General features: G+C 68.2%; 25 protein-coding genes. 9 read left to right on the top strand and 16 right to left on the bottom strand.

Annotated features, from left to right (window positions below):
* Nucleotides 1-160: 160 nt before the first annotated feature.
* The 6 genes from BUQ68_RS09635 to dctP all read right to left on the bottom strand — a co-directional run bounded on the left by BUQ68_RS09635 (nt 161) and on the right by dctP (nt 7,508).
* Complete coding sequence (locus tag BUQ68_RS09635) at nt 161-1,282, bottom strand: branched-chain amino acid ABC transporter substrate-binding protein (protein WP_075215738.1); 1,122 nt, start codon at nt 1,280-1,282, stop codon at nt 161-163.
* Between the two features lie 298 nt (nt 1,283-1,580).
* Nucleotides 1,581-2,420: a helix-turn-helix domain-containing protein gene (locus BUQ68_RS09630; protein WP_075215737.1), complete on the bottom strand. Its 840-nt coding sequence runs from the start codon at nt 2,418-2,420 to the stop codon at nt 1,581-1,583.
* A 173-nt stretch (nt 2,421-2,593) separates the two neighbouring features.
* A complete protein-coding gene (gene thrS / locus BUQ68_RS09625; RefSeq protein WP_075215736.1) occupies nt 2,594-4,579 on the bottom strand; it encodes a threonine--tRNA ligase in 1,986 nt (661 codons plus the stop codon).
* Between the two features lie 186 nt (nt 4,580-4,765).
* Complete coding sequence (locus BUQ68_RS09620; RefSeq protein WP_075215735.1) at nt 4,766-6,040, bottom strand: TRAP transporter large permease; 1,275 nt, start codon at nt 6,038-6,040, stop codon at nt 4,766-4,768.
* On the bottom strand, nt 6,037-6,534 hold the full coding sequence (locus BUQ68_RS09615) for a TRAP transporter small permease (protein ID WP_210215609.1): 498 nt from the start codon (nt 6,532-6,534) through the stop codon (nt 6,037-6,039). Before BUQ68_RS09615 ends, BUQ68_RS09620 begins: the two co-directional genes overlap by 4 nt.
* 5 nt (nt 6,535-6,539) lie before the next feature.
* Nucleotides 6,540-7,508 (bottom strand): TRAP transporter substrate-binding protein DctP, encoded by a 969-nt coding sequence (gene dctP / locus BUQ68_RS09610; protein WP_245293206.1) that lies wholly within the window; start codon nt 7,506-7,508, stop codon nt 6,540-6,542.
* 261 nt (nt 7,509-7,769) lie between these two features.
* Here dctP and BUQ68_RS09605 point away from each other — a divergent pair, with 261 nt between their 5' ends.
* A complete protein-coding gene (locus tag BUQ68_RS09605) occupies nt 7,770-9,197 on the top strand; it encodes an MFS transporter (RefSeq protein WP_083656457.1) in 1,428 nt (475 codons plus the stop codon).
* Nucleotides 9,198-9,227: 30 nt separating this feature from the next.
* On the opposite strand, the gene yidD is transcribed toward BUQ68_RS09605, so the two are convergent.
* Together yidD and BUQ68_RS09595 are read right to left on the bottom strand one after the other, a co-directional pair.
* Nucleotides 9,228-9,527, bottom strand: coding sequence for a membrane protein insertion efficiency factor YidD (gene yidD, locus BUQ68_RS09600; RefSeq protein WP_342586996.1), 300 nt, complete (start codon nt 9,525-9,527; stop codon nt 9,228-9,230).
* Between the two features lie 153 nt (nt 9,528-9,680).
* Nucleotides 9,681-10,154 (bottom strand): iron-sulfur cluster assembly scaffold protein, encoded by a 474-nt coding sequence (locus BUQ68_RS09595; RefSeq protein ID WP_075215733.1) that lies wholly within the window; start codon nt 10,152-10,154, stop codon nt 9,681-9,683.
* Nucleotides 10,155-10,380: 226 nt separating this feature from the next.
* Here BUQ68_RS09595 and folE point away from each other — a divergent pair, with 226 nt between their 5' ends.
* The 3 genes from folE to BUQ68_RS09580 all read left to right on the top strand — a co-directional run bounded on the left by folE (nt 10,381) and on the right by BUQ68_RS09580 (nt 12,669).
* Nucleotides 10,381-11,016 (top strand): GTP cyclohydrolase I FolE, encoded by a 636-nt coding sequence (gene folE, locus BUQ68_RS09590; protein ID WP_075215732.1) that lies wholly within the window; start codon nt 10,381-10,383, stop codon nt 11,014-11,016.
* A 49-nt stretch (nt 11,017-11,065) separates the two neighbouring features.
* Nucleotides 11,066-11,548: a phosphoribosyl-AMP cyclohydrolase gene (gene hisI / locus BUQ68_RS09585; protein WP_075215731.1), complete on the top strand. Its 483-nt coding sequence runs from the start codon at nt 11,066-11,068 to the stop codon at nt 11,546-11,548.
* 110 nt (nt 11,549-11,658) lie between these two features.
* Complete coding sequence (locus tag BUQ68_RS09580) at nt 11,659-12,669, top strand: patatin-like phospholipase family protein (protein ID WP_083656438.1); 1,011 nt, start codon at nt 11,659-11,661, stop codon at nt 12,667-12,669.
* 123 nt (nt 12,670-12,792) lie between these two features.
* Here the strand turns inward: BUQ68_RS09580 and BUQ68_RS09575 are convergent, their stop codons facing one another.
* A complete protein-coding gene (locus BUQ68_RS09575) occupies nt 12,793-13,224 on the bottom strand; it encodes a CBS domain-containing protein (protein WP_075215730.1) in 432 nt (143 codons plus the stop codon).
* Nucleotides 13,225-13,485: 261 nt separating this feature from the next.
* Nucleotides 13,486-14,301: a rhomboid family intramembrane serine protease gene (locus tag BUQ68_RS09570; RefSeq protein ID WP_075215729.1), complete on the bottom strand. Its 816-nt coding sequence runs from the start codon at nt 14,299-14,301 to the stop codon at nt 13,486-13,488.
* A gap of 554 nt (nt 14,302-14,855) precedes the next feature.
* Between BUQ68_RS09570 and BUQ68_RS09565 the strand changes: the two genes are divergently transcribed.
* The 3 genes from BUQ68_RS09565 (at nt 14,856) to BUQ68_RS09555 (ending at nt 17,005) form a co-directional block, all read left to right on the top strand.
* Nucleotides 14,856-15,497, top strand: coding sequence for a PAS domain-containing protein (locus tag BUQ68_RS09565; RefSeq protein ID WP_075215728.1), 642 nt, complete (start codon nt 14,856-14,858; stop codon nt 15,495-15,497).
* 103 nt (nt 15,498-15,600) lie between these two features.
* Complete coding sequence (locus BUQ68_RS09560) at nt 15,601-16,221, top strand: PilZ domain-containing protein (RefSeq protein WP_075215727.1); 621 nt, start codon at nt 15,601-15,603, stop codon at nt 16,219-16,221.
* A gap of 178 nt (nt 16,222-16,399) precedes the next feature.
* Nucleotides 16,400-17,005 carry a transglutaminase-like cysteine peptidase gene (locus BUQ68_RS09555; RefSeq protein WP_075215726.1) on the top strand — a complete coding sequence of 202 codons (606 nt, stop codon included), beginning with the start codon at nt 16,400-16,402 and terminating at the stop codon, nt 17,003-17,005.
* Between the two features lie 210 nt (nt 17,006-17,215).
* Here BUQ68_RS09555 and BUQ68_RS09550 read toward each other — a convergent pair whose 3' ends face one another.
* Both BUQ68_RS09550 and BUQ68_RS09545 read right to left on the bottom strand, forming a co-directional pair.
* Nucleotides 17,216-17,749, bottom strand: coding sequence for a gamma carbonic anhydrase family protein (locus BUQ68_RS09550; RefSeq protein ID WP_075215725.1), 534 nt, complete (start codon nt 17,747-17,749; stop codon nt 17,216-17,218).
* A 97-nt stretch (nt 17,750-17,846) separates the two neighbouring features.
* A complete protein-coding gene (locus BUQ68_RS09545) occupies nt 17,847-18,176 on the bottom strand; it encodes a DUF6949 family protein (protein ID WP_075215724.1) in 330 nt (109 codons plus the stop codon).
* 200 nt (nt 18,177-18,376) lie between these two features.
* Here BUQ68_RS09545 and BUQ68_RS09540 point away from each other — a divergent pair, with 200 nt between their 5' ends.
* Nucleotides 18,377-19,132, top strand: a complete 756-nt coding sequence (locus tag BUQ68_RS09540; RefSeq protein WP_139315189.1) for a hypothetical protein — start codon at nt 18,377-18,379, stop codon at nt 19,130-19,132.
* Nucleotides 19,133-19,315: 183 nt separating this feature from the next.
* Here BUQ68_RS09540 and BUQ68_RS09535 read toward each other — a convergent pair whose 3' ends face one another.
* Together BUQ68_RS09535 and cysE are read right to left on the bottom strand one after the other, a co-directional pair.
* Nucleotides 19,316-19,531 carry a DUF3126 family protein gene (locus tag BUQ68_RS09535; RefSeq protein ID WP_075215722.1) on the bottom strand — a complete coding sequence of 72 codons (216 nt, stop codon included), beginning with the start codon at nt 19,529-19,531 and terminating at the stop codon, nt 19,316-19,318.
* A 144-nt stretch (nt 19,532-19,675) separates the two neighbouring features.
* Complete coding sequence (cysE, locus tag BUQ68_RS09530; RefSeq protein WP_075215721.1) at nt 19,676-20,515, bottom strand: serine O-acetyltransferase; 840 nt, start codon at nt 20,513-20,515, stop codon at nt 19,676-19,678.
* Between the two features lie 239 nt (nt 20,516-20,754).
* Here cysE and BUQ68_RS09525 point away from each other — a divergent pair, with 239 nt between their 5' ends.
* A complete protein-coding gene (locus BUQ68_RS09525) occupies nt 20,755-21,567 on the top strand; it encodes an enoyl-CoA hydratase (protein ID WP_075215834.1) in 813 nt (270 codons plus the stop codon).
* A gap of 143 nt (nt 21,568-21,710) precedes the next feature.
* Here the strand turns inward: BUQ68_RS09525 and BUQ68_RS09520 are convergent, their stop codons facing one another.
* Together BUQ68_RS09520 and BUQ68_RS09515 are read right to left on the bottom strand one after the other, a co-directional pair.
* A complete protein-coding gene (locus BUQ68_RS09520) occupies nt 21,711-23,318 on the bottom strand; it encodes an AMP-binding protein (protein ID WP_083656437.1) in 1,608 nt (535 codons plus the stop codon).
* 147 nt (nt 23,319-23,465) lie between these two features.
* A complete protein-coding gene (locus BUQ68_RS09515; RefSeq protein ID WP_425349516.1) occupies nt 23,466-24,632 on the bottom strand; it encodes an AGE family epimerase/isomerase in 1,167 nt (388 codons plus the stop codon).
* Nucleotides 24,633-24,764 lie beyond the last annotated feature (132 nt).

Raw genomic sequence — 24,764 nt, 5'->3', positions numbered from 1 at the left:
GCGCACCCGCTGAAGAGCGGGAGGCCGATCGCATCCGGCGGCGCCAAGGCGGCGCCGCCGGATTGAAGGGTGCGGCTTCGTCGTCCGAAGAAGCCGATTGTAGCGGGTTTGTAGCCCGCCTGTAGCCTGCCCGTAGCCCGCTTGTAGCGGGCTGGTTCGGCTACTTCGCCAGCACGTAGTCGATCTTGCCGTCGTCCTTCTTGACCCACTCGTACATCACGAAGTCGACATCCTTCCGATCGCCCTTGGAGTCGTAGACGATGTCACCGATCACGGTGGGGAAGGTTACCCCGGTCCGCATGTATTCGGCGACCTTCGGGGCCTCCAGCGTGCCGGCCGCCTTGATGGCCTGCTCGATCACCTGCGCGGCCGCATAGCTGTAGAGCGTGAAGGCCTCCGGCTCGAACCCGCCGGCGCGGAACTTCGCCACCACCTCTTTCGCGCCTGGGTTGTCGCGCGGGTCGGAGCCGAAGGACATCAGCGTGCCGACGGCGCCCTCGCCGCCGATGGCGGGGAACTCGCTGGTGTTGATGCCGTCGCCGCCCATCACGGTGGCGGCGACGCCCTGGTCGCGCATCTGGCGGATCAGGAGACCGCCTTCCGTGTGCAGGCCACCCCACATGACGAGGTCGGCGCCTGCGGCCTTGATCTTGGAGATCAGCGCGGAGAAGTCCTTCTCGCCGACGTTGAGGCCTTCGTAGAGAACCTCCGTCACGCCGGCCTTGTTGATTTCCGCCTTGGCGACGTCGGCGAGGCCCTGGCCGTAGGTGGTCTTGTCGTGGACGATGGCGATCTTCTTGCCGGCGAAGTGCTTCAGCGCGTAGCTGCCCCAAAGCGCGCCCTGCTGGTCGTCGCGGCCGCAGGTGCGGAAGATGTTCCAGAGGCCGCGCTCGGTGACCTTCGGGTTGGTGGCTGCCGGGGTCACCTGCAGGATGCCGTTCTCGGCGAAGATCTCGGACGTCGGAATGGTGACGCCGGAGTTGAAGTGGCCGATGACGAACTGGACGCCCTCGCCGACGAACTGGTTGGCGACCGACACGCCCTGCTTGGGATCGGAGGCGTCGTCACCCACGAGGAGCACGATCTTCTCGCCGAGAATGCCACCGGCCGCGTTGATGTCGGCAACGGCCTGTTCGGCGCCGTTCTTCAACTGGGCCCCGCCGACGGCGTTGGGGCCGGTCATCGGACCGATGACGCCGATCTTGATGTCGGCGAAAGCGGCCGGCGCGGAAAGCATCGTCGCCGCCATGGCGACGCAGGCAAGCAAGTATTTCTTCTTCATGAAATCCCCCTGATGTGTGACGCACACGTCCCCGCTGGATCGAGATCCCTTACTGCAACGTCGTCTTGGACGGAGGATGGATCTTCGATCGGTCACATTGAAGATAAGTCCGTTGCGTCGCACAACGTATTTCTTCCAGGGCCACGCCGCGACTTGATACCCTTGAAGCTTCAACTAGCGACAGGTTGGAAGAACTGAATGCAGCTTGCCCGAGGCGGAGAAGGATAAGCCGGCCAGCCGGCCGGTGAGGCGATCGCCAGACGGACCGGCGGCAGGACACGCGGTTCAGCTTGCGGGTTCAGGAGGCGTGGATCGGGCCGGGGCGGGTGATGCCTCCGGCATCGGCGGACGCGGACAGCAGGAACTCCTGCACGACCTCCGGCACATCCGGTGACTGCGAAGCGTAGAGACGGCATCCCTCGATCGCCCGCCGCCGGTTGACCGTCCGCCCCACATATTCGAGCAGCACGCGCGATGCGGCCGGCTGGTGCACGCCCTTGCCCGACACGCCCACGATGAGGCCGGTGAGCAGCGTCGCCCGGTTGCGATAGCTCGGATAGAGGATGGCGTGGCTGAGCTCGTTCTTGGTGATCGCTTCCTGGTCGATCATGTGGATCTTGTCGCCCACCATGGTGACGATGCCGTCATACTTGTAGATGTCCGGCGGCCCGGCGATGGCCTCGGACCGCAACCGCTCGATCCGGCGGTAGAAGGTGTAGCCGCGCCAATCGTAGACGTTCACCAGCGCCCGCAGGATGTAGCCCCGGGTGGAGAAGGAGAAATAGTACTGGAAGTAGTAACCGTTCAGAATCTTCAGCTTGGAATCGCTGCGGCGAAGCTGCGCCATCAGCGCGGTCATGCGCTCCGGCAGCTCCAGTTCGTGCACGGCGCCGACCGGACGCAGCGTGATGATCTCGCGGAACTGGTCGTGCGGCATCAGGAGTTCGTGCTCGTCGAACCCCAGGAAATCGCAGAGCCGCCGCATTGTGTGGCGCGACGGGTAGGCGCGGCCGGTCAGGTATTTCATGAACTGCTGGCGATTGATCGCCAGCTTGCGGCAAAGTTCGGACACGGATGTGAAGTAGCTGCAGGCCAGCTTCAGGTTGAGAAGAAAGTTCTCGTCCGTCCGATCCTGCAACAGCGCCGTCCCTCCGTGTCCAGCCGCCGACGACCGGCGACTGGCCCAGAGTTCTCCACCGGGTCAGCCCTGTCAATTCAGTCAGGCGCCTTGTCGACTATGACGCGGATCAAGGCCCCGGCCCGCCTCCGCGCAAGGAAGCCGACCGGGGCCCGATGAGTGGCCGTCCGGGCCTATTCGGCCGCTTCGCGCGCCGACGCCGCCCGGCGAAGATCCGGCGGCGTGGTCTCGTCGGCCAGCATGGCGAGCGCGTCGGCGAGGCTCATGCCGGTCGGGTGCTGGCTGCCGAGGCGGCGGACGTTGACGGTGCCCTCCTCGGCCTCTCGCTTGCCGCAGACGAAGATGAGCGGCACCTTGGCGTGGCTGTGCTCGCGGACCTTGTAGTTGATCTTCTCGTTGCGAAGATCGACCTCGGCCCTGATGCCGGCGCGCAGAAGCTTCTGATGCACGTCGGCCGCATAGGCGTCCGCGTCCGAGGTGATGGTGGTCACCACCACCTGGGTCGGGGCAAGCCAGAGCGGGAAGTGGCCGGCGAAGTTCTCGATCAGGATGCCGAGGAAACGCTCCATCGAGCCGCAGATGGCCCGGTGGATCATCACCGGCGTCTTCTTCTCGCCGTCCTTGTCGACAAAGAAGGCGCCGAACCGCTCCGGCAGGTTGAAGTCCACCTGGGTGGTGCCGCACTGCCACTCGCGGCCGATGGCGTCGCGCAGGGTGTATTCGAACTTCGGCCCGTAGAAGGCGCCCTCGCCCGGGTTGATGCCGGTCTTGATGCGCCCGCCGGACTGGGCGGCAATCTCTTCCAGCACCTTGGTCATCACCGCTTCGGCGTGATCCCAGAGCGCGTCGGAGCCGACGCGCTTCTCCGGCCGGGTGGAGAGCTTGACCACCACCTCGTCGAAGCCGAAGTCCGCGTAGACCGACAGGATCAGGTCGTTGATCTTGTGGCACTCGGCGGCCATCTGCTCCTCGGTGCAGAAGATGTGCGCGTCGTCCTGGGTGAAGCCGCGCACGCGCATCAGGCCGTGCATGGCGCCCGACGGCTCGTAGCGATGCACCACGCCGAATTCCGCCATGCGCAGCGGCAGTTCGCGGTAGGACCTGAGGCCGTGCTTGAAGATCTGCACATGGCCGGGGCAGTTCATCGGCTTCAGGGCGAACAGGCGCTTGTCCTCCGCCTCGTCGCCGGCGGACTGCACGCCGAACATGTTCTCCTTGTACCAGCCCCAGTGGCCGGAGGTCTCCCACAGGCTCTTGTCGAGGATCTGCGGAGCGTTGACCTCCTGGTAGTCGCCCCGGAGGCGCCGGCGCATGTAGGCGACCAGTTCCTGGAAGAGGGTCCAGCCCTTGCCGTGCCAGAACACGACGCCGGGCCCCTCCTCCTGGAAGTGGAAGAGGTCCATCTCCCGGCCGAGCCGGCGATGATCGCGCTTCTCGGCCTCCTCCAGCATGTGGAGATAGGCCTTCAGCTCGTCCTCGGTGTGCCAGGCGGTCGCGTAGATGCGAGTCAGCATCTCGCGGTTGCTATCGCCGCGCCAATAGGCGCCGGCCACCTTCATCAGCTTGAAGGCGTTGCCGATCTTGCCCGTGGAGGTCATGTGCGGGCCGCGGCAGAGATCGAGCCACTGGCCCTGGCGGTAGATCTTCAGGCTCTGGTCGGCCGGAATGGCATCCACCAGCTCGATCTTGAACGCCTCGCCCTTAGTGGCGAACCAGTCCTTCGCCTGATCGCGGGTCCACTCCTCCTTGGTGAAGCGGGCGTCACGGGCGATGATCTCGCGCATCTTCGCCTCGATCACCGGCAGGTCGTCCGGGGTGAACGGGCCTTCGGGGCGGAAGAAGTCGTAGTAGAAGCCGTTCTCGATCACCGGGCCGATGGTCACCTGGGTGCCGGGGAAGAGCTCCTGCACCGCCTCGGCCATCACGTGGGCGGCGTCGTGGCGGATGAGCTCCAGCGCGCGCGGGTCGTCGCGGGTGACGATCTCGAGCTTCGCGTCGCGGGTGATGGGGTCGGACAGGTCGGTCAGCACCCCGTCGAGCGCCATCGCCACCGCCTTCTTGGCGAGCGACTTGGAAATGCCCTCGGCGATGGCAAGGCCGGTGGTGCCCGGCGCGAAATCGCGCACGGAGCCGTCGGGGAAGATGATGTGAACGGTCATCGGGTCTCTCCTCGCTCACTCCCGCTGACGAGCGCGGGTAAGCGTTCGGGTTCCAAACGGCGACGGTATAGGGGGAACCTCCGGCGATGTCCAATCGACGCTCTGGAATGGAATGGCCGGACCGCTCGCGCGATCCGGCCATTCCAGTCCTGTTCGGCAGCGCCGCGACCGCGGGCCGGGCGGGCCTTATCGCATCAGGAGGTCTCTGAGGAACAAGGGGATCGCCGGAACGTAGGTGATGGCCAGCAGGCAGCCGATGATGACCGCGATGAAGACCAGGAGCGGCTTGATCATCTTGTCGATCGAGCAGCCGGCCACCTGGGCGGCGGCGAAGAGGTTCACGCCGAAGGGCGGCGTGATCATCCCGAGCGCCAGATTCACCACCATGATGGTGCCGAAGTGCACCGGGTCGATGCCGAGCTTGATCGCCGCGTCCGTCAGGATCGGCGCGAGCACGATGATGCTGGCGCTGGTCTCGATGAACATGCCGACGACGAAGAGCGCCATGTTCACGGCCATCAGGAACGCGCCCTGGCTGCTGAACGTCTCGGTGAGCCAGAGGGCGGCGGCGTCGGGGACGCCGACACGGTTGAGGAGGTAGCTGAAGAAGCTCGCGGTCGCGATGATGAACATGATCACCGCGGAACTGATCACCGACTTCCGGAACACCGGGAAGAGCTGCTTGAAGCTGATCTCCCGGTGGATGAAGAGGCCGACGACGAGCGCGTAGACCACGGCGATGATGCTGGCCTCCGTCGGCGTGGTGATGCCGCCGTAGATGCCGCCGAGGATGATGACCGGCATCAGGAGCGAGAAGGCCGCCTGCTTGATGGCCACCCGCTTGCCGAGCCGGCCGTCGCCGTCCTGCTTGCCCCAGCCCTTGATGCGGCACCAGATCAGCACGGTGACGATCAGCGCGGAACTGATGAAGAGGCCCGGGCCGAAGCCGGCGATGAAGAGCTCCGGGATCGACGTCTGGGTGGAGATGCCGAAGAGGATCATCGGGATGGAGGGTGGGATGATGACCCCGAGTTCGGCGGACGCGGCCTGGAGGGCGGCCGCGAAGCCGACCGGGTAGCCGTGGCGCAGGAGCGCCGGGATCAGCACCGATCCGACTGCGAAGGTGGTCGCCACGCTGGAGCCGGAGATCGCGGCGAAGATCATGCAGGTTAGGACGCAGGTGGCCGCGAGGCCGCCCTGGATCCCGCCGACGAAGGCGCGCGCCAGTTCGACAAGCCGGCGCGAGAGGCCGCCGACGTCCATCAGGTTGCCGGCCAGGATGAAGAAGGGGATGGCCGCGAGCGGAAAGCGATCGAGCGCCACGTAGACCTGCTGGGCGAGCACGATCGGCGGCAGGTTGGTGAAGCCGAGGCCGACGAGGCTGGCGACCCCGATCGCGATGGCGACGGGAACGCTGAGCGCGAAGAGCACCAGCATGACGGAGAGCATGGCCGGGCTCACGTGGCGTTCTCCAGTTCGGAGTTCTCATGGGAACGGTAGTTGGCGATCGACCCGAGGATCCCGAACGCCGCGCCGACCGGGATCGCCGCGTAGCCCCAGGCCATGGAGATTTCCAGGCCCGCCATCTCCTGCGCCTGGACCCTGCCGACCATGCGGTAGCCGAAGTAGAGGAGCGCGCCGAGCACGGCGACGTCGGCGGAGAGGATCGCCACCCGGACCACCTTCAGGAACAGGCCGCGCGCGTTCTTCTCGGCGATGTCGATCGAGACGAGCGCGCCGTGCCGGATGGCGACGCCGAGCCCGATCATCACCATCCAGACGAGGAGGAGCCGGACGAGCGCCTCCGACCAGACGGACGGATTCTCAAAGATGAAGCGTGTGACCACCTGCCAGAAGCCGGCGGCTGCGGCACCGGCAAGACAAAGACTGGCGGCCACGGAGGCCGCCAGGTCAAATGCCTTGTCCAGCCGCGTCATGAGCGGGATGGACGTCATCGGGATCACTTCCAATCGCGGATCTTCTGGATGAGCTCGGCGCCGAACTGGGACTCGAAGTCCGGCATGGCGCCGGCCATGGCCGCGAGGAACTCTGTGCGGTCGACCTCCTGGACATCCATGCCGCGGGACTTCAGCTCCGCGATGCCGTTCTTCTCGTCCTCCTCCACCTTCGCCCGGTTGGCCTTCACGGCTTCCAGGGCGGCGGCGTCGAAGATCGCCCGGTCCTCCGGGGAGAGCCCGTTCAGGAAGTCCGGGTTGCCGACGAGGAGGCCGGGCGAGTAGACGTGGCCGGTGAGGTAGAGGTGCTTCTGAAGCTGGTCGAAATTGTTGGCGAGAATGATCGGGATCGGGTTCTCCTGGCCGTCGACGACACCCTGCTGGAGGGCGGTCGGCAGTTCGGAGAAGGCCATCGGCGTCGGCAGGATGCCGGCAGCCGACCAGGCCGCCATGTGGACCTTGTTCTCCATGGTGCGGATCTTCAGGCCCTTGGCATCGGCCGGCTGGCCGACCACGCGGTTCGTGGTGGTGAGATGGCGGAAGCCGTTCTCGCCGAAGGCCATGCCGATCATGCCGGCGCCTTCGAACTTGGCGAGCACGGACTGGCCGATCTCGCCGTCGAGCACGCCGCGTGCGTGGGCGTAGTCGGTAAAGAGGAAGGGAATGTCGAAGACGCGCACCTCCGGCACGAAGTTTCCGGCCGGCCCGGTGGAGCCGTAGGCGAACTCCTGAGAGCCGAGCTGCACGCTCTCCATGCCCTCGCGCTCGTTGTCCAGACGCTGGACCATGACCTTGTACCGCCCGCCGCTCTTCTCCTCGACGGTCTTGGCGAAGGTGGTCGCCGCGACGCCCCAGTGGCTCGTCACCGGGCTGGAATGGCTGATGGTCAGGGTGACCGGGTCTGCATTCGCCTGTACGCCGAACGCAAGGACCCCTATGGCGACCAGAAGGCCGCCATACAAGGATTTAAACAACATGGACTCCTCCCAACATTCCTCCCGCAAGGCAATGCACTTGCGTCGCGCAATCGTGGTGATATCGGAAGTTATGTCAACGACATTACTGCTTAATTTTATTCAGCATATGATGAATCCGGCTCATCGATAAAAATTGCAAATGACCCTGCCGGGACCCGAGTCGAGCGGCAAAACCGACCGGCATGCATGGGAATCGGATGGCTCGACCTGAAGACGTCCATGGTCCATATGTCCGGTCGTCCACAGCTCGGTTGCTTCATGCTCATCCCCCTCATCGTCGCCTGCGCGCTCTTCATGGAGAACCTGGATTCCTCCGTGGTGGCGACGTCGCTGCCCGCCATCGCGGTGGATCTCGGGGTGGATCCGATCGCCCTGAAGCTCGCCTTCACGAGCTACCTCCTCTCCATCGCGATCTTCACGCCGGTCTCCGGCTGGATGGCAGACCGGTTCGGCGCGCGGACGGTGTTCCGGCTGGCGATCGTGGTGTTCGTGGCGGGATCGGTGCTCTGCGGGCTGTCGTCGTCGCTGGAAGGGTTCGTGGCGGCGCGGGTGGTGCAGGGCATGGGCGGCGCCATGATGGTGCCGGTCGGCCGGCTGGTGCTTCTCCGCTCGGTGGAGAAGAAGGACTATCTGCGCGCGCTCTCCTGGCTGACGATACCCGGCCTGATCGGGCCCATGCTCGGCCCGCCCGTCGGCGGCTTCATCACCACCTGGTTCGATTGGCGGTGGATCTTCTGGATCAACGTGCCGATCGGCGTGCTCGGCTTCGTGCTCGTCTCCGTCTACATCGCCAATCTGCGCGAGGAGGACGTGCCGAAGCTCGACTCCACGGGCTTCCTCCTCTCCGGCTTCGGGCTGGCGGGCTTCGTGTTCGGCCTTGCGGCGAGCGGCATCGGCCTCCTGCCGAACGAGGTGGTGGGCACCATGATCGGGCTCGGGCTCGCGTCGCTGATCGCCTATGTGATCCATTCGCGACGGGTGGAGCATCCGCTGATCGACCTGCGTCTCCTGCGGGTGCCGACCTATCGGGCCGCCATCGTGGGCGGCCTGTTCTTCCGGGTCGGCATCGGCGCCCTGCCCTTCCTCCTCCCCCTCATGCTGCAGATCGGCTTCGGCATGACGGCCTTCGCGTCCGGCTCGCTGACGTTCGCGGCGGCGGCGGGCGCCATCCTGATGAAGTTCACCGCGCCGCCCATCCTTCGCCGCCTCGGCTTCCGCAACGTGCTGGTGGCGAACGGCATCATCTCCACCGTGTTCCTGGCGATCACCGCCCTCTTCACCGAGGCGACGCCCGGCGCGGTGATCTTCACCGTGCTCCTCGTCGGCGGCTTCTTCCGCTCGCTGCAGTTCACCGCCCTCAACGCCCTCGCCTACGCGGACCTCGATGGCAGGGCCATGAGCCAGGCGACGAGCTTTTCCAGCGTCACGCAGCAGATCGCCATCGCGCTCGGCGTCTCCGTCGCCGCCGGCGTCCTGGAGTTCACCCGCTCGGCGCGCGGCGATACGATGCTGGTGGCGGACGACTTCACGCCGGCGTTCCTGGTGGTGTCGGTCATCGCCCTGGTGGCGCCGGTGCTCTTCCTGCGGCTGGCGCCCGACGCCGGGTCGTCCGTCTCCGGACGCGGCGCCCAGGCGGCGGCCGCCGCCGAGGCGAATCCGGAGCCGGCGGCCCGCGGCGTGGACTGAGGCGTCGTTGGCCGGGACGGGAACGGGTGTTCAGTCGAGCCGGGTCGCCGGGTCGATGTGCCGGCCGGTCCAGCGCGCCCCGCGCCAGGGCGCCCACCAGCGGTAGGTCGGATCGAGGGCCGCGGGGACCGGATCGAAGCCGGACGAGCCCCACGGATGGCAGCGGACGACCCGGGCAAGGCCGATCCAGCCGCCCGCCCAGAAGCCGTGGCGCTGGATCGCCTCGTCCGTGTAGGCCGAGCAGGTCGGCAGGTGGCGGCATTGCCGGCCGGAGAGGCCGGAGAGCGTCAACTGATAGGTGCGGATCAGGAGATGGGCGAGGAAGCGCACGGGGCGCCGGGCCGTCGGCAAAGGGGCCGGCGCGGCGGACGGCGCGAGGGGGTCGCCGACGGTTCGGCTCTGCGGATCATGGTGCCGGCCGCAGGCGCACGGGGCTGGACCGTCCGTCGGCGGCACGGCCGGCGCCGAGTGGGCGCCCATGGCTCAGACCGCCGCGCCGGCGGCTGCCTGTTCGGGGACGCCGGACGCAGCACGGGCCTCGATCTGGTCGAGGCAGTCCACGATCGCGTCGAAGGTCAGAAGGGTGGATGCGTGGCGCGCCTTATAGTCGCGCACGGGTTCCAGGTAGCGGAAGTCCTCGAAGCGGCCTTCGGGCGGCGGGCCGTTCTCTTTCAGCATGCGCCGCATGGTGTCGCGGAGTGCCCTGAGTTCGGCGGCGCTCGACCCCACCACGGTGCGTGCCATGATGGACGAGGACGCCTGTCCGAGGGCGCAGGCCTTCACATCGTGGGCGAAATCCACCACGACCCCGTCCGCCGCCTTCAGGTCGACCACCACCGTGGAACCGCAGAGCTTTGAATGGGCCTTTGCCGACGCGTCGGGGTTCTCAAGCCGGCCGAGCCGCGGGATGTTGCCGGCAAAGTCGAGAATCTTTGCATTGTAGATGTCATCGATCATGACGAGAATCCGACGGCGCTCAACGGTTCTGTGATCGGCTCAAGGCGAGCCGCGGCCTTTCGCGGGGCCTGTCTGCTGAGTATATAGGCGTTGGGTGAGGGGACAACCACCGTCGTCGGCACTCGAATGTTCGGCCCTGTCGATCGACGGACGGTCGTTTTCTGATGGTCCGACCACAAGGCTGAGGCGTATCAGGGTGGAAGAACGTACTGCACGAGGATCCCGCATGGACGCCATCCTGACCCCCGCAGGCTTGGTCAACCGCACTGAGACGGCGAAGCGGCCGGTCGTCCGCCCGACGCGCGAAGAGGCCGAGGCGGCTGTCCGCACGCTGATCGCGTGGGCGGGCGACGACCCGGACCGCGAGGGCCTGCTCGACACGCCGAGGCGGGTCGCGAAGGCTTATGGCGAGCTGTTCAAGGGCTACAGCGAAGACCCGGCCGCCATGATGCAGCGGGTGTTCCAGGAGGTCGCCGGCTACGACGACATCGTGCTCGTCCGCGACATTCCCTTCTATTCCCACTGCGAGCACCACATGGTGCCCTTCGTCGGCAAGGCGCACATCGCCTACTATCCGGCCGAGGGCGTCGTCGGGCTCTCCAAGCTCGCCCGGCTGGTGGACGTGTTCGCCCGCCGCCTGCAGACGCAGGAGACCTTGACCGCCGAGATCGTGTCCTCCATTGACGAGGGGCTGAAGCCACGCGGCATCGCCGTGATGATCGAGGCCGAGCACATGTGCATGTCGATGCGCGGCGTCCAGAAGGTCGGCTCGTCGACCATCACGACCCAGTTCACGGGCGTGTTCCGCGACGATCCGGCGGAGCAGGTCCGCTTCATGACGCTCCTGCGCGCCGGACGCTGACCGGCCGGGCGGGCGGCGTTTTCCGCTTAAGACCGTCCAGAGCCCGCCGATGACAGCCGACCCCGCCTCCCCCGCCCTCGCCGCGCCGCCGACCCTGTCGAAGGCGGATCGCGAGGGCGGTCTCGTTTTCAGCCCGAAGTTCGGACCGGACGGCACGCTCACATGCGTGACCGTCGACGCGGACAGCGGCCAGGTGCTGATGGTCGGCCACATGAACGCCGAGAGCTTGGCGCTCACCATCGAGACCGGCGAGGGCTGGTACTGGAGCCGGTCGCGCCAGGAGCTCTGGCACAAGGGCGCGACCAGCGGCAACGTCCAGAAGGTGACGGAGCTTCGCGTCGACTGCGACCAGGACGCCCTGGTGATGGCCGTGCGGGTGGAAGGCCATGGCGCCACATGCCACACCGGGCAGGTGTCGTGCTTCTACCGCCGCGTGCCCCTCGGCCAGCGGGCGGCGGACGGCCCGGTGCGGCTGGAGCACGCGGGCGGCGAACGCCGGTTCGATCCGTCGGACGTCTACGGCAAGCCGTAAGGGGACCGGGGCCGACGCGCGAACGCCCGCCCCGTCCATCCATCCCATCGTCTTGATGCTTTGTTCGGACGTTCGACCCTAGACTTCGCCATGACCCCCGAGGGGTGGCGATGATGCTCGACGCCGTTTCCCGCTTCTGGACCAGGACGCCGCGCGCCGGCGGCTCCGACACGCCTTCCGCGCCCGACCATCCTCCGCCCGACGAGGCGCCCGCTTTCCGGCCTCGGATCGGCCTTGCGCTCGGCGGCGGGTCGGCGCGCGGGTGGGCGCATATCGGCGTTCTGCGCGCCCTGACGGAGGCGCGCATCGACGTCGACGCGGTTGCCGGGACCTCCATCGGGGCGGTCGTCGGCGGCTGCTGGCTCGCCGGGCGGCTCGACGAGTTGGAGGCCTTCGCCCGCCAGATCACCAAGCGGCGCATGCTGTCCCTCATGGACCTGTCGCTGAACGGCCACGGCCTCATCGGCGGGCGGCGCCTGCGCACCCTGCTCGACGATCATCTCGGCACCGTCCGGGTGGAGGATCTGCCGCGGGACTTCACGGCGGTCGCCACGGAGCTCGGGACCGGGCACGAAATCTGGCTCTCGTCCGGGTCCATCACCGAGGCCATGCGGGCGTCCTACGCGCTGCCGGGCCTGTTCACGCCGGTGACGGTGGGCGGGCGCTGGCTGGTGGACGGCGCGCTGGTCAATCCGGTGCCGGTCTCGGTGTCGCGGGCCCAAGGGGCGCGGCTGGTGATCGCCGTCAACCTCGGCACCGACACCTTCGGCAAGGGCGCCGTCATCCACCATCATCTGCCGCCGGGGCCGATCGATCACCTGCCCGAAGCGGGCGATCCGGCGCCGCGCCCGCGCCAGACCTGGCTGCGGACGGTGGTGGGCGGCGACGGGAAGGGGTTGCCGGGCATTCCGGGCGTGATGATGGAGGCCTTCAACATCATCCAGGACCGCATCACCCGGGCGCGACTGGCCGGCGATCCGCCGGACCTCACCATCGGGCCGCGGCTCGGTCGCATCGGCCTCTTTGAATTCCATCGGGCCGCCGAGGCGATCGACATCGGCTACGAGGCGGCCACGCGGCAGGTGGCGGAAATCCGGGACCTGATCAAGACGCTGGCCTGACCGCCCCTCCCCCGCACGGACCCCAGGTGATCGGGACGGGCGGTGCCGGCGCCGGCGGCCGAGCGGATGTCGGCGCGGCGCTTACCGCACCGCCGCCCGGAGGCGACGGCGCGGCCCTATGTGTCAGGCGGTGGCGATGTAGCTGCGCATCTCCGCCGCTTCCCGCTCGATCTCGGCCATGCGGTACTTCACCACGTCGCCGATCGAGATGATGCCGACCAGTTCGCCGTTGTTCACGATCGGAACGTGGCGGAAGCGTCCGCGCGTCATCTTTTCCATGACGTCGCCGACCGTGTCGCGCAGATTGCAGGTGGTGACCGTCCGGGTCATGTGGCGGCTCGCCGGATCGGCGAGCGCACCGCCGCCGCCGTTGGCGATCACGCGGACCACGTCGCGCTCGGAAATGATGCCCACCACGTTGCGTCGCTCGTCGGTCATCACCAGCGCGCCGATGCGATGCTCGGCCAGCCGGTTGCACACCTCGGCAATGGTCATGGACGGGTCCCCGGTGGTCACGCCCGCGTCCTTGAACGTGAGAATCTTCTGCACGGTCATCGGTGTCTCCCTCTCCCTCTCCCCTTCCGGATCTCTTCTCCCTCCCCAGGGTCGAAATCCGCGGCCCCTCGCTCAGGCCTGAGGCAAGGATGGGTCTAAATCGATTGAGGATCAAGGTACTGGCCATGGCGAAACGTCGCGGGCCGCAAGGAAATCGTCAGTTTCCGCAAAACCGGTGAACGACGGCGGAGCCGTCCGATCCGCGGCACCCGCGCGCGGCTGCCGACCGGTTCGGACGGCAGCGGCGATCGGCGTGACGGATCAGCCGCTCCGGCGGTTCGGGTCGTCGGGGTCGTCCAAGCCGTCCATCCATTCCGCCCGCCCACTGGGGGAGCGCGCCGGCGGCGGGGCGCGGGCGGGGTCGAACAGGTCGAAGGTGAGCAGGCCCACCAGGAAGCCGCCCACGTGCGCCTCCCAGGCGACGACCGCCTCCTCGCCCGGGAGGGCGAGCGTGCCGAAGCCGGCCAGAAGGTTGATGCCGAACCAGACGGCGAGGAAGGCGAGCACCCGCCGGTCCGCCAGCAGGCCGGAGAGCGGGACGGCCGGCACCTGGAAGCGGGCGCGCGGGTCCCGGCCGACGCCGGCGAGCGGCCCGCGGGACTGGAACATGAATCGGGAGACCCCCGCCATATGTCCCGAAATGGCACCCGAGGCCCCCACCATGGGCACGAAGTCGTGGCTGTGGGCGAGATAGTGCGCGGCGGCGCCGCCCATGGTGGCGAGCAGGCTGAAGAGAAGGAAGCGCCCCGCTCCGAACCGCCAGGCGAGCGCGCTGCCGAAGGCCGCGAGCCACACCGAGTTGACGCCGAGATGGATCAGGTCGCCGTGGAGAAAGCCGTAGGTGATCGGCGTCCAGAGTTCCGCAAGGCCCCCGCCCGGGAATTCGATCCCGAGGCTGGCGGCCTCGTAGCGCGCCGGAATGAAGCTGAAGAGGAGGAGCAGCGCATCGTCCTGGCGCGGCCACAGAAGCGTCGTGCGGACAAGATGGATCAGCGCCAGCACCACGATGAGCGCGGTGACGACGGCGGGAAGGTTGAACACCGGCTCGCGGCGCTGAACGAGAGTCGGATCTGTCATGGGCCTCGCCGGGCGACGGTACACGAAGGTTTGCCGCCGGGCCGAAGCGAAGCGGTTGGACGTCGACATTGGCACATAGACACTTGCCATGTCGTCGGCAACGGCAGCGCACCATCGGTACGGTGAATCGGGAGAATCATCGGCACGGCGCCGCAGCTGGCGGAACGGCGGCCGATGGCCGCCGGAAAGCGTTAACGCGAGGCGTCGGGCCGTTAACGTCCCGCGCCCGTCCCGAAGCGGGACCGCCGCCTGCCCCAAGGCGGGAATGCGGGCTTCAGCATCGCGGCCGCGGCTTCTTATCGTTAAGGCCGCCGGCCCGGTTTGCGCGCCTTTGTTAAAACCATGTGGACGACCGGAGGGTGCTGGCACGCCTCCTGCTCCGCCCGATCAGGTTTGGTCTTAAGAGGGAAGCGCCTGTGCCGAAACGGTTCGGCCGGCGACAAGCCCCGGAGGTTGGCCGTTTCGGCCGGCATGGACGCCCACGTGCGCCCGGCCGGACTTCGATGCCGCTTCCGACGAACGGTCATGATACCGGCCTGGAGAATTGGGCGAGGATGAAACACGCTGCGACCCGCATGCTGTACGACTACTGGAGCCGCCTGCGCGGCCGTCGGACGGCGCCTGCCCGCTACGAGATCGAGCCGGGCGACATCCGGCACATCCTCGGCGATACCTTCATCCTGGAGGCCCAGGACCGGGGCACCTACGGCTTCCGCCTCGCCGGCACGCGCCTCTGCGCGGCCTACTGCCGGGAGCTCAAGGGCCGCAACTTCCTCGACATGTGGACCGGCAAGGACCGCGAGGCGATCGCCTGCATGCTGGCCGCCATCGTGGAGGACGGCGCCGCGGCCGTGGTCGGCCTGGAGGCGCACAACGAGCGCGGCCAGAAGATGCCGGTCGAGATCATGCTGCTGCCGCTGCGCCACGACGGCCCGCGCCACACCCGCATCCTCGGCTGCTACGCGCCGCTGGACCAGCCCTACTGGCTCGGCCTCCATCCGGTGGTGCGCCAGCCGGTGCTGAGCCTGCGGCTGATCTGGCCGGACGAGCGCCCGTCCTTCCTGCGCACCGGCGCGGAAGCGGACCTCGCCCCCGCCGCCGAACCGCCCGTTCTCCGCCGCTCGATGCGGGCCTCCAGCCGCATGCCGGGGCGCAAGGTGGCCCACCTGACGGTGATCGACGGCGGTCGTAAATGAATGCAACTTCTGCGAAATAAACGCACCGTTAAGTAAGATGCCGCTACGCTGAGAGTCCAGGAGGCTACCGCCTCTTTCGACCTTTGCGCCAGACGGTTCGGGAATGACGTCCACTGCTCGTCCGATGAAGGAAGGCCGGCGCCCGCTCCCCAAGCTGGATCGCCGTCGCTTCCAGCGCGTGAAGATCAATGTGCTCGGCCGCTTCATGCTGTCGAACCGAACCGAATACCCGTGCCAGGTCGTCGACATGTCCCCCGGCGGCGCCGCCCTGATGACGCCCGTCTCCGGCACCATGGGCGAGAAGGTGATCGCCTACCTGGACCACATCGGCCGCATCGAGGGCGAGATCACCCGCGTGTTCGACGGGGGTTTCGCCATGACGGTGAACGCCTCCGCCCGCAAGCGCGACAAGCTGGCCTCGCAGCTCACCTGGCTTGCCAACCGCCATGTGCTGAACCTGCCCGAAGACCGCCGCCACGAGCGCATCGTGCCGCGCAACCCCTTCTCCCACGTCATCCTGCCGGACGGCAAAGAGCTGCGGTGCCGGATCATCGACGTGTCGCTGTCGGGCGCCGCCGTCGCTCTGGAGCAGCGCCCGCCGCTCGGCGAGGCCGTCACGCTCGGCCGCATGCGGGCCCGTGTGGTGCGCCACTTCGACGAGGGCATCGCCCTCGAGTTCGCGGCCGCCTACCAGAACCCGGACGTGATCACCAACAACCTCTGATATCTGGCTCGGGATGGTCGGACGCGTTCGACCGTTACGCGCGCTCCAGGTCGGATGCGACCTGCCGCACCGCTTAAGCAAGCGTGAATAACGCCTACGCAATTGCATAGACCGCCTACACCCGACCTCAAAACCGATCTGCCATGCTCCTTTCAACGAGCGAGGAGACCGGAAGCGGATGGGCGGCAAGCGGATCATGATTGCCCTGATGGCCTGGGGCCTCGGCATCGCGGCGGCCCATGCGCTGTCGATGCCGTTGAACATGCCGCTGAACGGCCCCACGTCGCCGCCCGCCGGCCACGTGCAGTTCTGCGCCGACCACCCGGACGACTGCCGCGCCGGCGGCAAGCCCAACCGCGTGGTCCGGCTGACGCCCTCCACCCACAAGAAGCTGCTCGGCATCAACGTGGCGGTGAACCACGCGATCGTGCCGGCGACCGACATGGACGCCTTTGGCGTTGTGGAGCGCTGGAGCTATCCAGCGCTCGTCGGCGACTGCGAGGACTATGTGATCCAGAAGCGCCACGATCTGATCGCGGCCGGCTTTCCGGACAGCGCGCTGCTGATCACCGTGGTGCGCGACGAGCGCGGCGACGGACACGCGGTGCTGACGGTGCGCACCGATCTCGGGGATCTGATCCTCGACAACAAGACCGACACCATCCGGCTCTGGTCGGACACGCCCTACCGCTTCATCAAGCGCCAGTCCGGGCGGATGCCCAGCGCCTGGGACAAGATCGGCGACCGGCGGACGCCGATGGTCGGCAGCGTGCGGCGGAACTGAGGAGGCGGCCTCCGGCCACGGCCGGGGGGGCGTATCGGACTGAAACGGCGCCGCACCTGCCCGACGCGGGCGGCGGGATCGCCGGAACGGATTGAGGAGACGCGAGCGAGGGTCCCATTCACGACCTGTCCCTGCCCACGGGATGTCCTTGCTCACGGTGGCCGGTCTTCCTCATGGAAGGCCGGCCCTTTTTTTGGCCGGCGTGGAGGATCAGTCGCCCTTGACCGCCAGATGCGCCCGGTAGCGGCGCCAGTTGGCCACGTAGCGGGACGCGGAGAGGCGGAGCTTGTCGATCGCCGCCTCGTCGAGGGTGCGGATCACCTTGGCGGGCGAGCCCACCACGAGCGACCCGTCGGGGATCTCCTTGCCCTCGGTCACCAGGGCGCCGGCGCCGATCAGGCAGTTGTCGCCGATGCGCGCGCCGTTGAGCACGATGGCGCCCATGCCGACGAGCGAGTTCCGCCCGATGGTGCAGCCGTGCAGGATGGCGCGGTGGCCGATGGTGCACCCCTCCCCCACGGTCAGCGGGAAGCCGGGGTCGGTGTGGAGCATGGAATGCTCCTGGATGTTGGTGTCGCGGCCGATCGCGATCCGTTCGTTGTCGCCCCGGAGCACGGCGCCGAACCAGATGCCGACGCCGGCCTCCAGGCGCACCTTGCCGATCACGGAGGCATCGGGCGCCACCCAGTAATCCTCGTCCGCGGGCACCTCGGGGGCCAGTCCTTCAAGGACGTAGAGCGGCATGGCGGCGTCTCCTCAGCATGGGGTCGGATCGCCCGGACCATAGACCGGGCGGGCCGCCTGCTCCATGCGACGAACGGGTTCGCCGAGAGACGCGCGGTCAGAACATGCTGTGGCGAAGCGCCAGGGCGAACTCCAGCACCACCACGCCCGAGCAGAGGCTCCAGACGCTGGCGATGGCCATGGAGGCGGCGAGCCAGCCGACCGGCCGGCGCTCGATGAGGCGCGCCCGGACCGCGTTGCGCATCAGGATGGCAGGGCCGGCGAACATCAGGAGGATGACCGCCGCGATCCCGGCCATCATGGACGAGCCGTCCACGTCGAAACGCGCCGGCTGGGCGGTCACGAGCTGGTAGAAGGACGACAGGACGCCCGCGCTGACGAAGCCGGTGGCGGCCGCAAAAGCCGCGATGAACAGATCCATGAGCATCGGCTTTAACGCCCCTTTAACCCAAAATGCCGAAATGAAACGAGGGTGGTCCTCTGATCAATGAATCAGCAAGGATCGGGCCGTGGGGAGCGATCGGGCGGTTTCGGCCGGAACGGTCGGGTTCTTCGGCTTCAGGAGCCGTCCTGGCCGTGGCCGGACCCGAGGTCCGGACCGTCGGCGTCTCGAATTGGGAGCGGAAGGTGCCAAACCACGCCATCGACCGGGACGACGACCAAGGCCTCTACACGGTGCGCGCCCGGCCGCGTCCGCCGCGGGGCGCTGCCACCTGGTTCCTCAAGATGACCACCATGTGCCTGGTGGTCGCCGGCGCGATCGTCCTGATCGACCTCGGCCTCAACTGGACGTCCGCGCTCAACGTGGTGGACGGGCGGTCGAGCGACCCGACGCCGGTGGCGGTCTTCCTTGGCGAGCAGCGGCTGACGGTGCCGGGCAACATGATCCGCTTCGAGGACCAGCGCGTGGTCGGCCCGCAGGAGCGGCTGGATCTGGCGATCCACTGGCCCTCGCTGATGGGCTATGCGCCGGAGACGCGGGCGGACTTCCTGGACCAGAGCGCCGAGGCGCCCATCGTCTTCATGACGATCCGGCCGCGCGAGACCGCGACGGACAGCGCCGGGCGGCTCGCCAGCGTCTACCAGCATTTCTTCGAGGGAGAGGCGCTGCCGGCGCCGAAGGGGCTGATCGGCCGCCGCCTGTCGGAGGACTCGGGCCTTGCGGGCGAGGAGGTCTATTTCGAGGCCGGCAGCACGACGCCGTTCACGACCCACTGCCTCGCCACCGACGACAGCGGCTATCCGGCGCCCTGCCTGACCGAGATCCACGCGGGCGACGCGCTCTCGGTGCAGATCCGCTTCCGCAAGGGGCTTCTCGGCGAATGGGCCGGCATCAAGCGGGCGACCCGCGCCCTGTTGCTGACCTTCGGCCTCTTCTCCTGACCGGACGCTTCAACGGGGTCCGTGTCAGAACGGCGGCTAGAGCATTCTCCGATCAAGTTGCACGACTTGATCGATGAGAGAATGCTCCAGCTTATTGAATCTGGAGCGATTTCTTTTCGACCTGACGATTCCGTCAGGTCGGAAAGCGCTCTAGACCGGCGCGGACGCGCCGGTCGGGTGCTGTCAGCCTTCCAGGTCCATGGCCAGGATGGCCATCTGGAAATTGTAGGAGAGATCGTCCTCGTCTTCCTCGTCCTTGAAGAGCACGCCGACGAACTCCTCGCCCACGTAGACCTCCGCCGAATCCGTCTTCCGCGGGCGCGCGCGCACGCTGATGTTCGGCGACTGAAGCGTGCGCTTCAGGTAGATCTCGACTTTCTTCAGTTCGTCCTTGTTCACGGGCCGCTCTCCGTTCCGGGTTCGTTGTTGGCACCTTCTGGCATGGACGGCGCCCCGAGAAAACCCGTCCAACGGCGATTTCCCCGGACGCGATCCGCCCGGCCGGTGCGGCTCATGCCCGGCCCGTGATGGTCGGGCTCGGTATCAGATGTCGTAGTCGGACCCGGTGTCGAGCAGGCGGTGCTCCATGGAGCGGGACGGCTCCGCGCACCCGGCCTCGCCGACGACGCGCGCAGGCACGCCGGCGACCGTGGTGCAGGGCGGAACGGGCTTCAGCACGACCGATCCGGCGGCCACGCGCGAGTTGGCGCCGACGTCGATGTTGCCGAGGATCGACGCGTGGGCGCCGATCAGCACCCCGTGGCGGATCTTCGGGTGGCGGTCGCCGGTCTCCTTGCCGGTGCCGCCGAGCGTGACGCCCTGGAGAATGGACACGTCGTCCTCGATGACGCACGTCTCCCCGATCACGATGCCGGTGGCGTGGTCGAAGAAGAGCCCGCGGCCGAGGCGGGCGCCGGGGTTGATGTCCACCTGGAACACCTCGGACGAGCGGCTCTGCAGGTAGATGGCGAAGTCGCGCCGGCCGTTCTGCAGCAGCCAGTGCGCCAACCGGTGCGTCTGGATGGCGTGGAAGCCCTTGAAGTAGAGCACCGGGTCGAGCACGCGGTCGCAGGCCGGGTCGCGGTCGAGGACAGCCGCCATGTCGACGCGGAAGGCGTCGCCGATCGACGGCTCGGCGGAGAGCGCCTCCATGTAGGCGTGCCGGATCTGGGTGGAGGAGACGCTGTCGTGGTGCAGCCGGTCGGCCACCCGCTGCACAACGGCTTCTTCCAGCCGCGGCTGGTCGATGACGGTGGCGTGGAGGAAGCCGGCGAGGGCGGGTTCGCGCTCCGCCGCCGCATAGGCCTCGGTGCGCAGTCGGTCCCAGATCGGATCGATCGTCTCGATGGAGAGCCGGCCGACGGGCTTCAGATGGGGGGACATGCTTCTCGTTCCTTGTCCGCGGATGCGGCCATTTGCCATCATAACGGGCCGCCGCACCAGTCCGGTTCCCCGATTTCGGCGTCTGACGCACATGAAATCCGGTTGCACTCGACGTGAAGTACACCCACCCCGACCAAGGAAGGGATGGGAACCCGGCCCGTTCCCCCTCAGGATAGGGCGCCGCCAAGGCCGTGGGAAGGGCGCCGGGTCGAAGTCCGATGCGCCAGGAGACGACGAAGATGAGGAAGCTGCGCGCGGTCGAAGCCGTGGACGGTCGCATCCGGGTGGATGTGGTCGGCACGCTCGGCCGGATCGTGATCGACAACCCGGGCCGTCACAACGCCCTGTCCCTCTCCATGTGGGAGGCCATTCCCGACGCCGTCGCGCAGCTGGAGGCGGATCCGGACGTCCGCGTGCTGGTGGTGTGCGGCTCCGAAGGGGGCGCCTTCGCGTCCGGCGCCGACATATCCGAGTTCGACGAGGTGCGCCGGGACGCCAAGTCGTCGGCCACCTACGAGGCCTCGAACGCGGCGGCGTTCAACGCGCTGCGCCGGGCCGAAAAGCCGACCGTGGCGGTGATCCGCCGCTTCTGCATGGGCGGCGGCGTCGGACTTGCGGCCGCCTGCGACGTGCGGATCTCAAGCGACGACGCCGTGTTCGCGATTCCCGCCGCGCGCCTCGGCCTTGCCTACCCGGCCGAAGCCGTCGCCGACATCGTCGGCCTGATCGGCCCGTCGCGCACCAAGGACCTGTTCTTCACCGCCAAGCGCATCGACGCCGCGACGGCGCTCCGCATCGGCCTCGTGGACGACGTGGTGCGGGACGACGAGCTGGAGGCCGCCGCCACCGCCTATGTGGCCCGGGTGACCGCGCTCGCGCCCTTGACGCAGCGGGCCATCAAGGCGGCCATCAACGCCGCGACCGCGACGGACAGCGCCGCCAACTGGGACCGCGCCCGCGCCCTTGCGGACGCCTGCTTCCGCAGCGCCGACTACGCGGAAGGCCGCGCGGCGTTCCGGGAGAAGCGCGAGCCGATCTTCGTCGGCCGCTGAATCGGTTTAGGAATCCGCCTCCTCACCCGCCGGATGAAGGTCCTCGACCGGCGGGTGAGATGAAACACGCAGCTATTTGAATCACTTAGACCTATTCCGGATGTTCCGCACCGGCAAAGGGTGGCGGCCCAGTCCCAGTCCGGTCAAGGTTTCTGCCTTGCGGCCCTGTCGATCGCCGGATAGTCGAGTTTGCCGGTGCCGAGCACGGGCAGGCTCGGGACCGTCACGATGGAGCGGGGCACCAGGATCTCCGCCACCCCGTGGGCGCGGGCCCAGGCGAGCAACGGACCGGTCTCGGCGCCTTCCGCGTCGGTGACGAGCACCAGCGCCTCGCCCTTGCGGTCGTCCGGCACGGCCACGACGGCGTGCGAGGCATCCGGCCAGACGGCGGCCGCGTAGGCCTCCACCGCCGCCAGCGACACCATCTCGCCGCCGATCTTGGCGAACCGCTTGGCCCGGCCCCGGATGGCGACGAAGCCGTCGTCGGAAATCTCCACGATGTCGCCGGTGTCGTACCACTCGGTGGCCGGCTGCAGCACGCCCGGCTGGTCGACCTTCAGGTAGCCCACCATCAGGTTGGGACCGCGCACGAGCAGCCGGCCGCCGCGATCGAGCCCCGGCACCGGCTCCAGCCGCGCCTCGATGCCCGGCAGCAGCTTGCCGACGGTGCCCTGCCGGTCCGCCCCCGGCCGGTTCACCGCCAGCACGGGCGAGGCTTCTGTCACGCCATAGCCCTCGTTGAGCTCCACCTGGAACTTGTCGCGCCAGAGCGTGCGGGTCGCCTCCTTCACCCGCTCGGCGCCGAGCACCGTGAAGGCCACCGCCTTGAAGTCGTCCGGCTCCGCGGCCTTGGCCCATGCGGCCGCGAAGGTGTCGGTGGTGAAGAGGATGGTCGTCCTGCTCTCGCGGACGAGCTTCGGGATCTGCTTGTAGTGAAGCGGCGAGGGATAGAGGAAGGACTTGAAGCCGCCGAACACCGGCAGGAGCAGGCCCGCCGTGAGGCCGAACGAATGGAAGACCGGCAGCGCGTTGAAGAACACGTCGCGCTCGGTGAAATCGTAGATGGCCAGCACCTGCGCCACGTTGGCGAGGATGTTGGCGTTGGAGAGCGCCACCCCCTTCGGCACGCCCTCCGTGCCGGACGTGAAGAGCACCGCCGCGATGTCGTCGGGCTTGCGCCGGTAGAGCCGGTTGACGAGCGACGGGGCGGCCGCGTAGACGGCGCCGAAGGCCTTGTCGGCGGCCGATAGGCTGGCGCGGACCGCCTCGACCTTCAGCACCGTGGCGCGCTTGGAAAGCGTCGCCACCATGTCGTCGAGCTTCTGGGTCTTCACGAACTTCTCGGACGTGACGACGGTGCGGATGTCCGCCGCCGTCAGCGCGGCCTCCAGGTTGCCGACGCCCGTGGAGAAGTTAAGCATGGCGGGGACGCGGCCGTAGGCGGCGAGGGCGAAGAACACCACCGCCGCACCGTTCACGTTCGGGAGGAGCACCCCCACCCGCTCGCCGGGCTTGGTCAACCGCGCCAGCCGCCGGCCGAGCACGGCGGCCGCCAGGATCAGGCGCTTGCGGCCGATGGGCTGGCGCTCCTGGTCCTCGATGGCGGGCGCGTCACCGGCCTTGGCGGCGGCGTCCACCAGCGCCTGGAACAGGGATCGGCGCCAGAACCGCGGATCGAGGCCCGCCGCCTCCGGCGATGAGCCGTGCTGCGACACGGTCCGAAGCGGTGCTGCGTCGGTCTCGGTGGTCATGGCTGCTCCCTGCCCGTTCCGTGGGTTCAAACCGCGCCGGCATCCGAAAGGATCCGGCGCAGCCCCCCTGACTTGAACGGTACATACAGAAAGTCGCGAGCTTCCGCTACGGAAGCACCGCCGTCGACCCGCCGAAAGCGCGCGCCCTCACCCGAGGGTCTTCACCGCCTTGTCCAGTTCCTCGATGGCGCAGATGATGTGGTAGAAGGAGCTGGCCGGCGCGGGCTCGTCCACAAAGGTGCCGTCCGGCTTCATCTTGTCCCGCCAGAGGCCTGGCGTGGCTACGTCGAAGTAGAGCATCAGGGCATCCGCGGCGTCGGCCGCAAGGCCGAGATGGCGGGACCGGGTCGCGTCGTCCGGCGCCACGGCCGCGAGCGCCACATGCCCCTTGATCCGCTCCGTCTGCGGCCAGAGGCGTGCCCCGCCATCCACGATGCGGCCGTCGTCGAGAAGCACGTTGATGGCCGCGCCGGTCGCACGGTTGAGGCCGTGGGTCTCGCCGAGGTCGGCGAGCCGCGCGGCGGCCGCGATCGCGTCCGGCCGGTTGCGCAGGCGGCCCCAGCGGACGAGCAGCCACGCCCATTCGTACTGGTGGCCGGGCTCCACGATCCGGCCGTCGTCGCCGGGCGCCGGGTTCCAGTCGCCGTCGAAGAACTCCTTCAGCCAGCCCTCCGCGGGATCCAGGAAGCGGGTGAGGCAGAGGTCGGCGATCTCGTCGGCGAGCACGCCCCAGGTCGCGTCACCGCCCGCCTCCACCCAGGCGAGGCAGGCCTCGAACAGGTGCATGTGCGGGTTGGCCTTCAGCGGCAGGGTGCGCGGATTGTCCTCCTCGAAGCCGGCCACCGGATGCTTGTAGCGCTCCATCAGGGCGCCCCGGAGCCGCAGCGCCGCGGTCTCCGCCAGGGCCCGATCCGCCACGACGGAGGCCGCGGCCGCGAAGGCGAAGAGCGCGAAAGCCTGATCGTAGAGGCTGAAGCTGTCGTCGAACGGGGTGCCGTCGGGCTCGATCACCATCCGGACGGTACCGTCCGGCAGCACGCACCGCTCCAGGAAATAGGCCAGCCCCTCCTCCGCCCGGCGGCGCCACGGGCCGGTCCAGCCCAGCCGGCCGGCGACCGCGAAGGTGAACACCTGGCGGGCCTGCACCCGCACCCGGCGACGGTCATCCAAGATTTCCGCCCGCAGTCCGAGCCGCTCGTGAAAGCCGCCCCGCGCCTCGTCCGCGCCGAACGACGCCCAGATCGGCAGGGCCTCGTTCATCAGCCAGACCATCAGGCGATCGCGCGCCACGGTGGCTCTCAGATGCGCGGACAGGGCAAGCGGTTCGGTCGACATGCAGGCGATATCCTCTGACGGATGCAGATGGCGGCACCGTAGCGGCACCCTTGTCACTTTTCCACCCCGGCGATACGCGCCCTGCGACAGGGTGTCCACCCACGGGCATTG

Origin of the sequence: Mongoliimonas terrestris, from assembly GCF_001927285.1 — a bacterium.
In the GTDB taxonomy this organism is placed as follows: Bacteria; Pseudomonadota; Alphaproteobacteria; order Rhizobiales; family Pleomorphomonadaceae; genus Chthonobacter; species Chthonobacter terrestris.
This window is presented reverse-complemented; position numbering and strand designations above follow the sequence as displayed.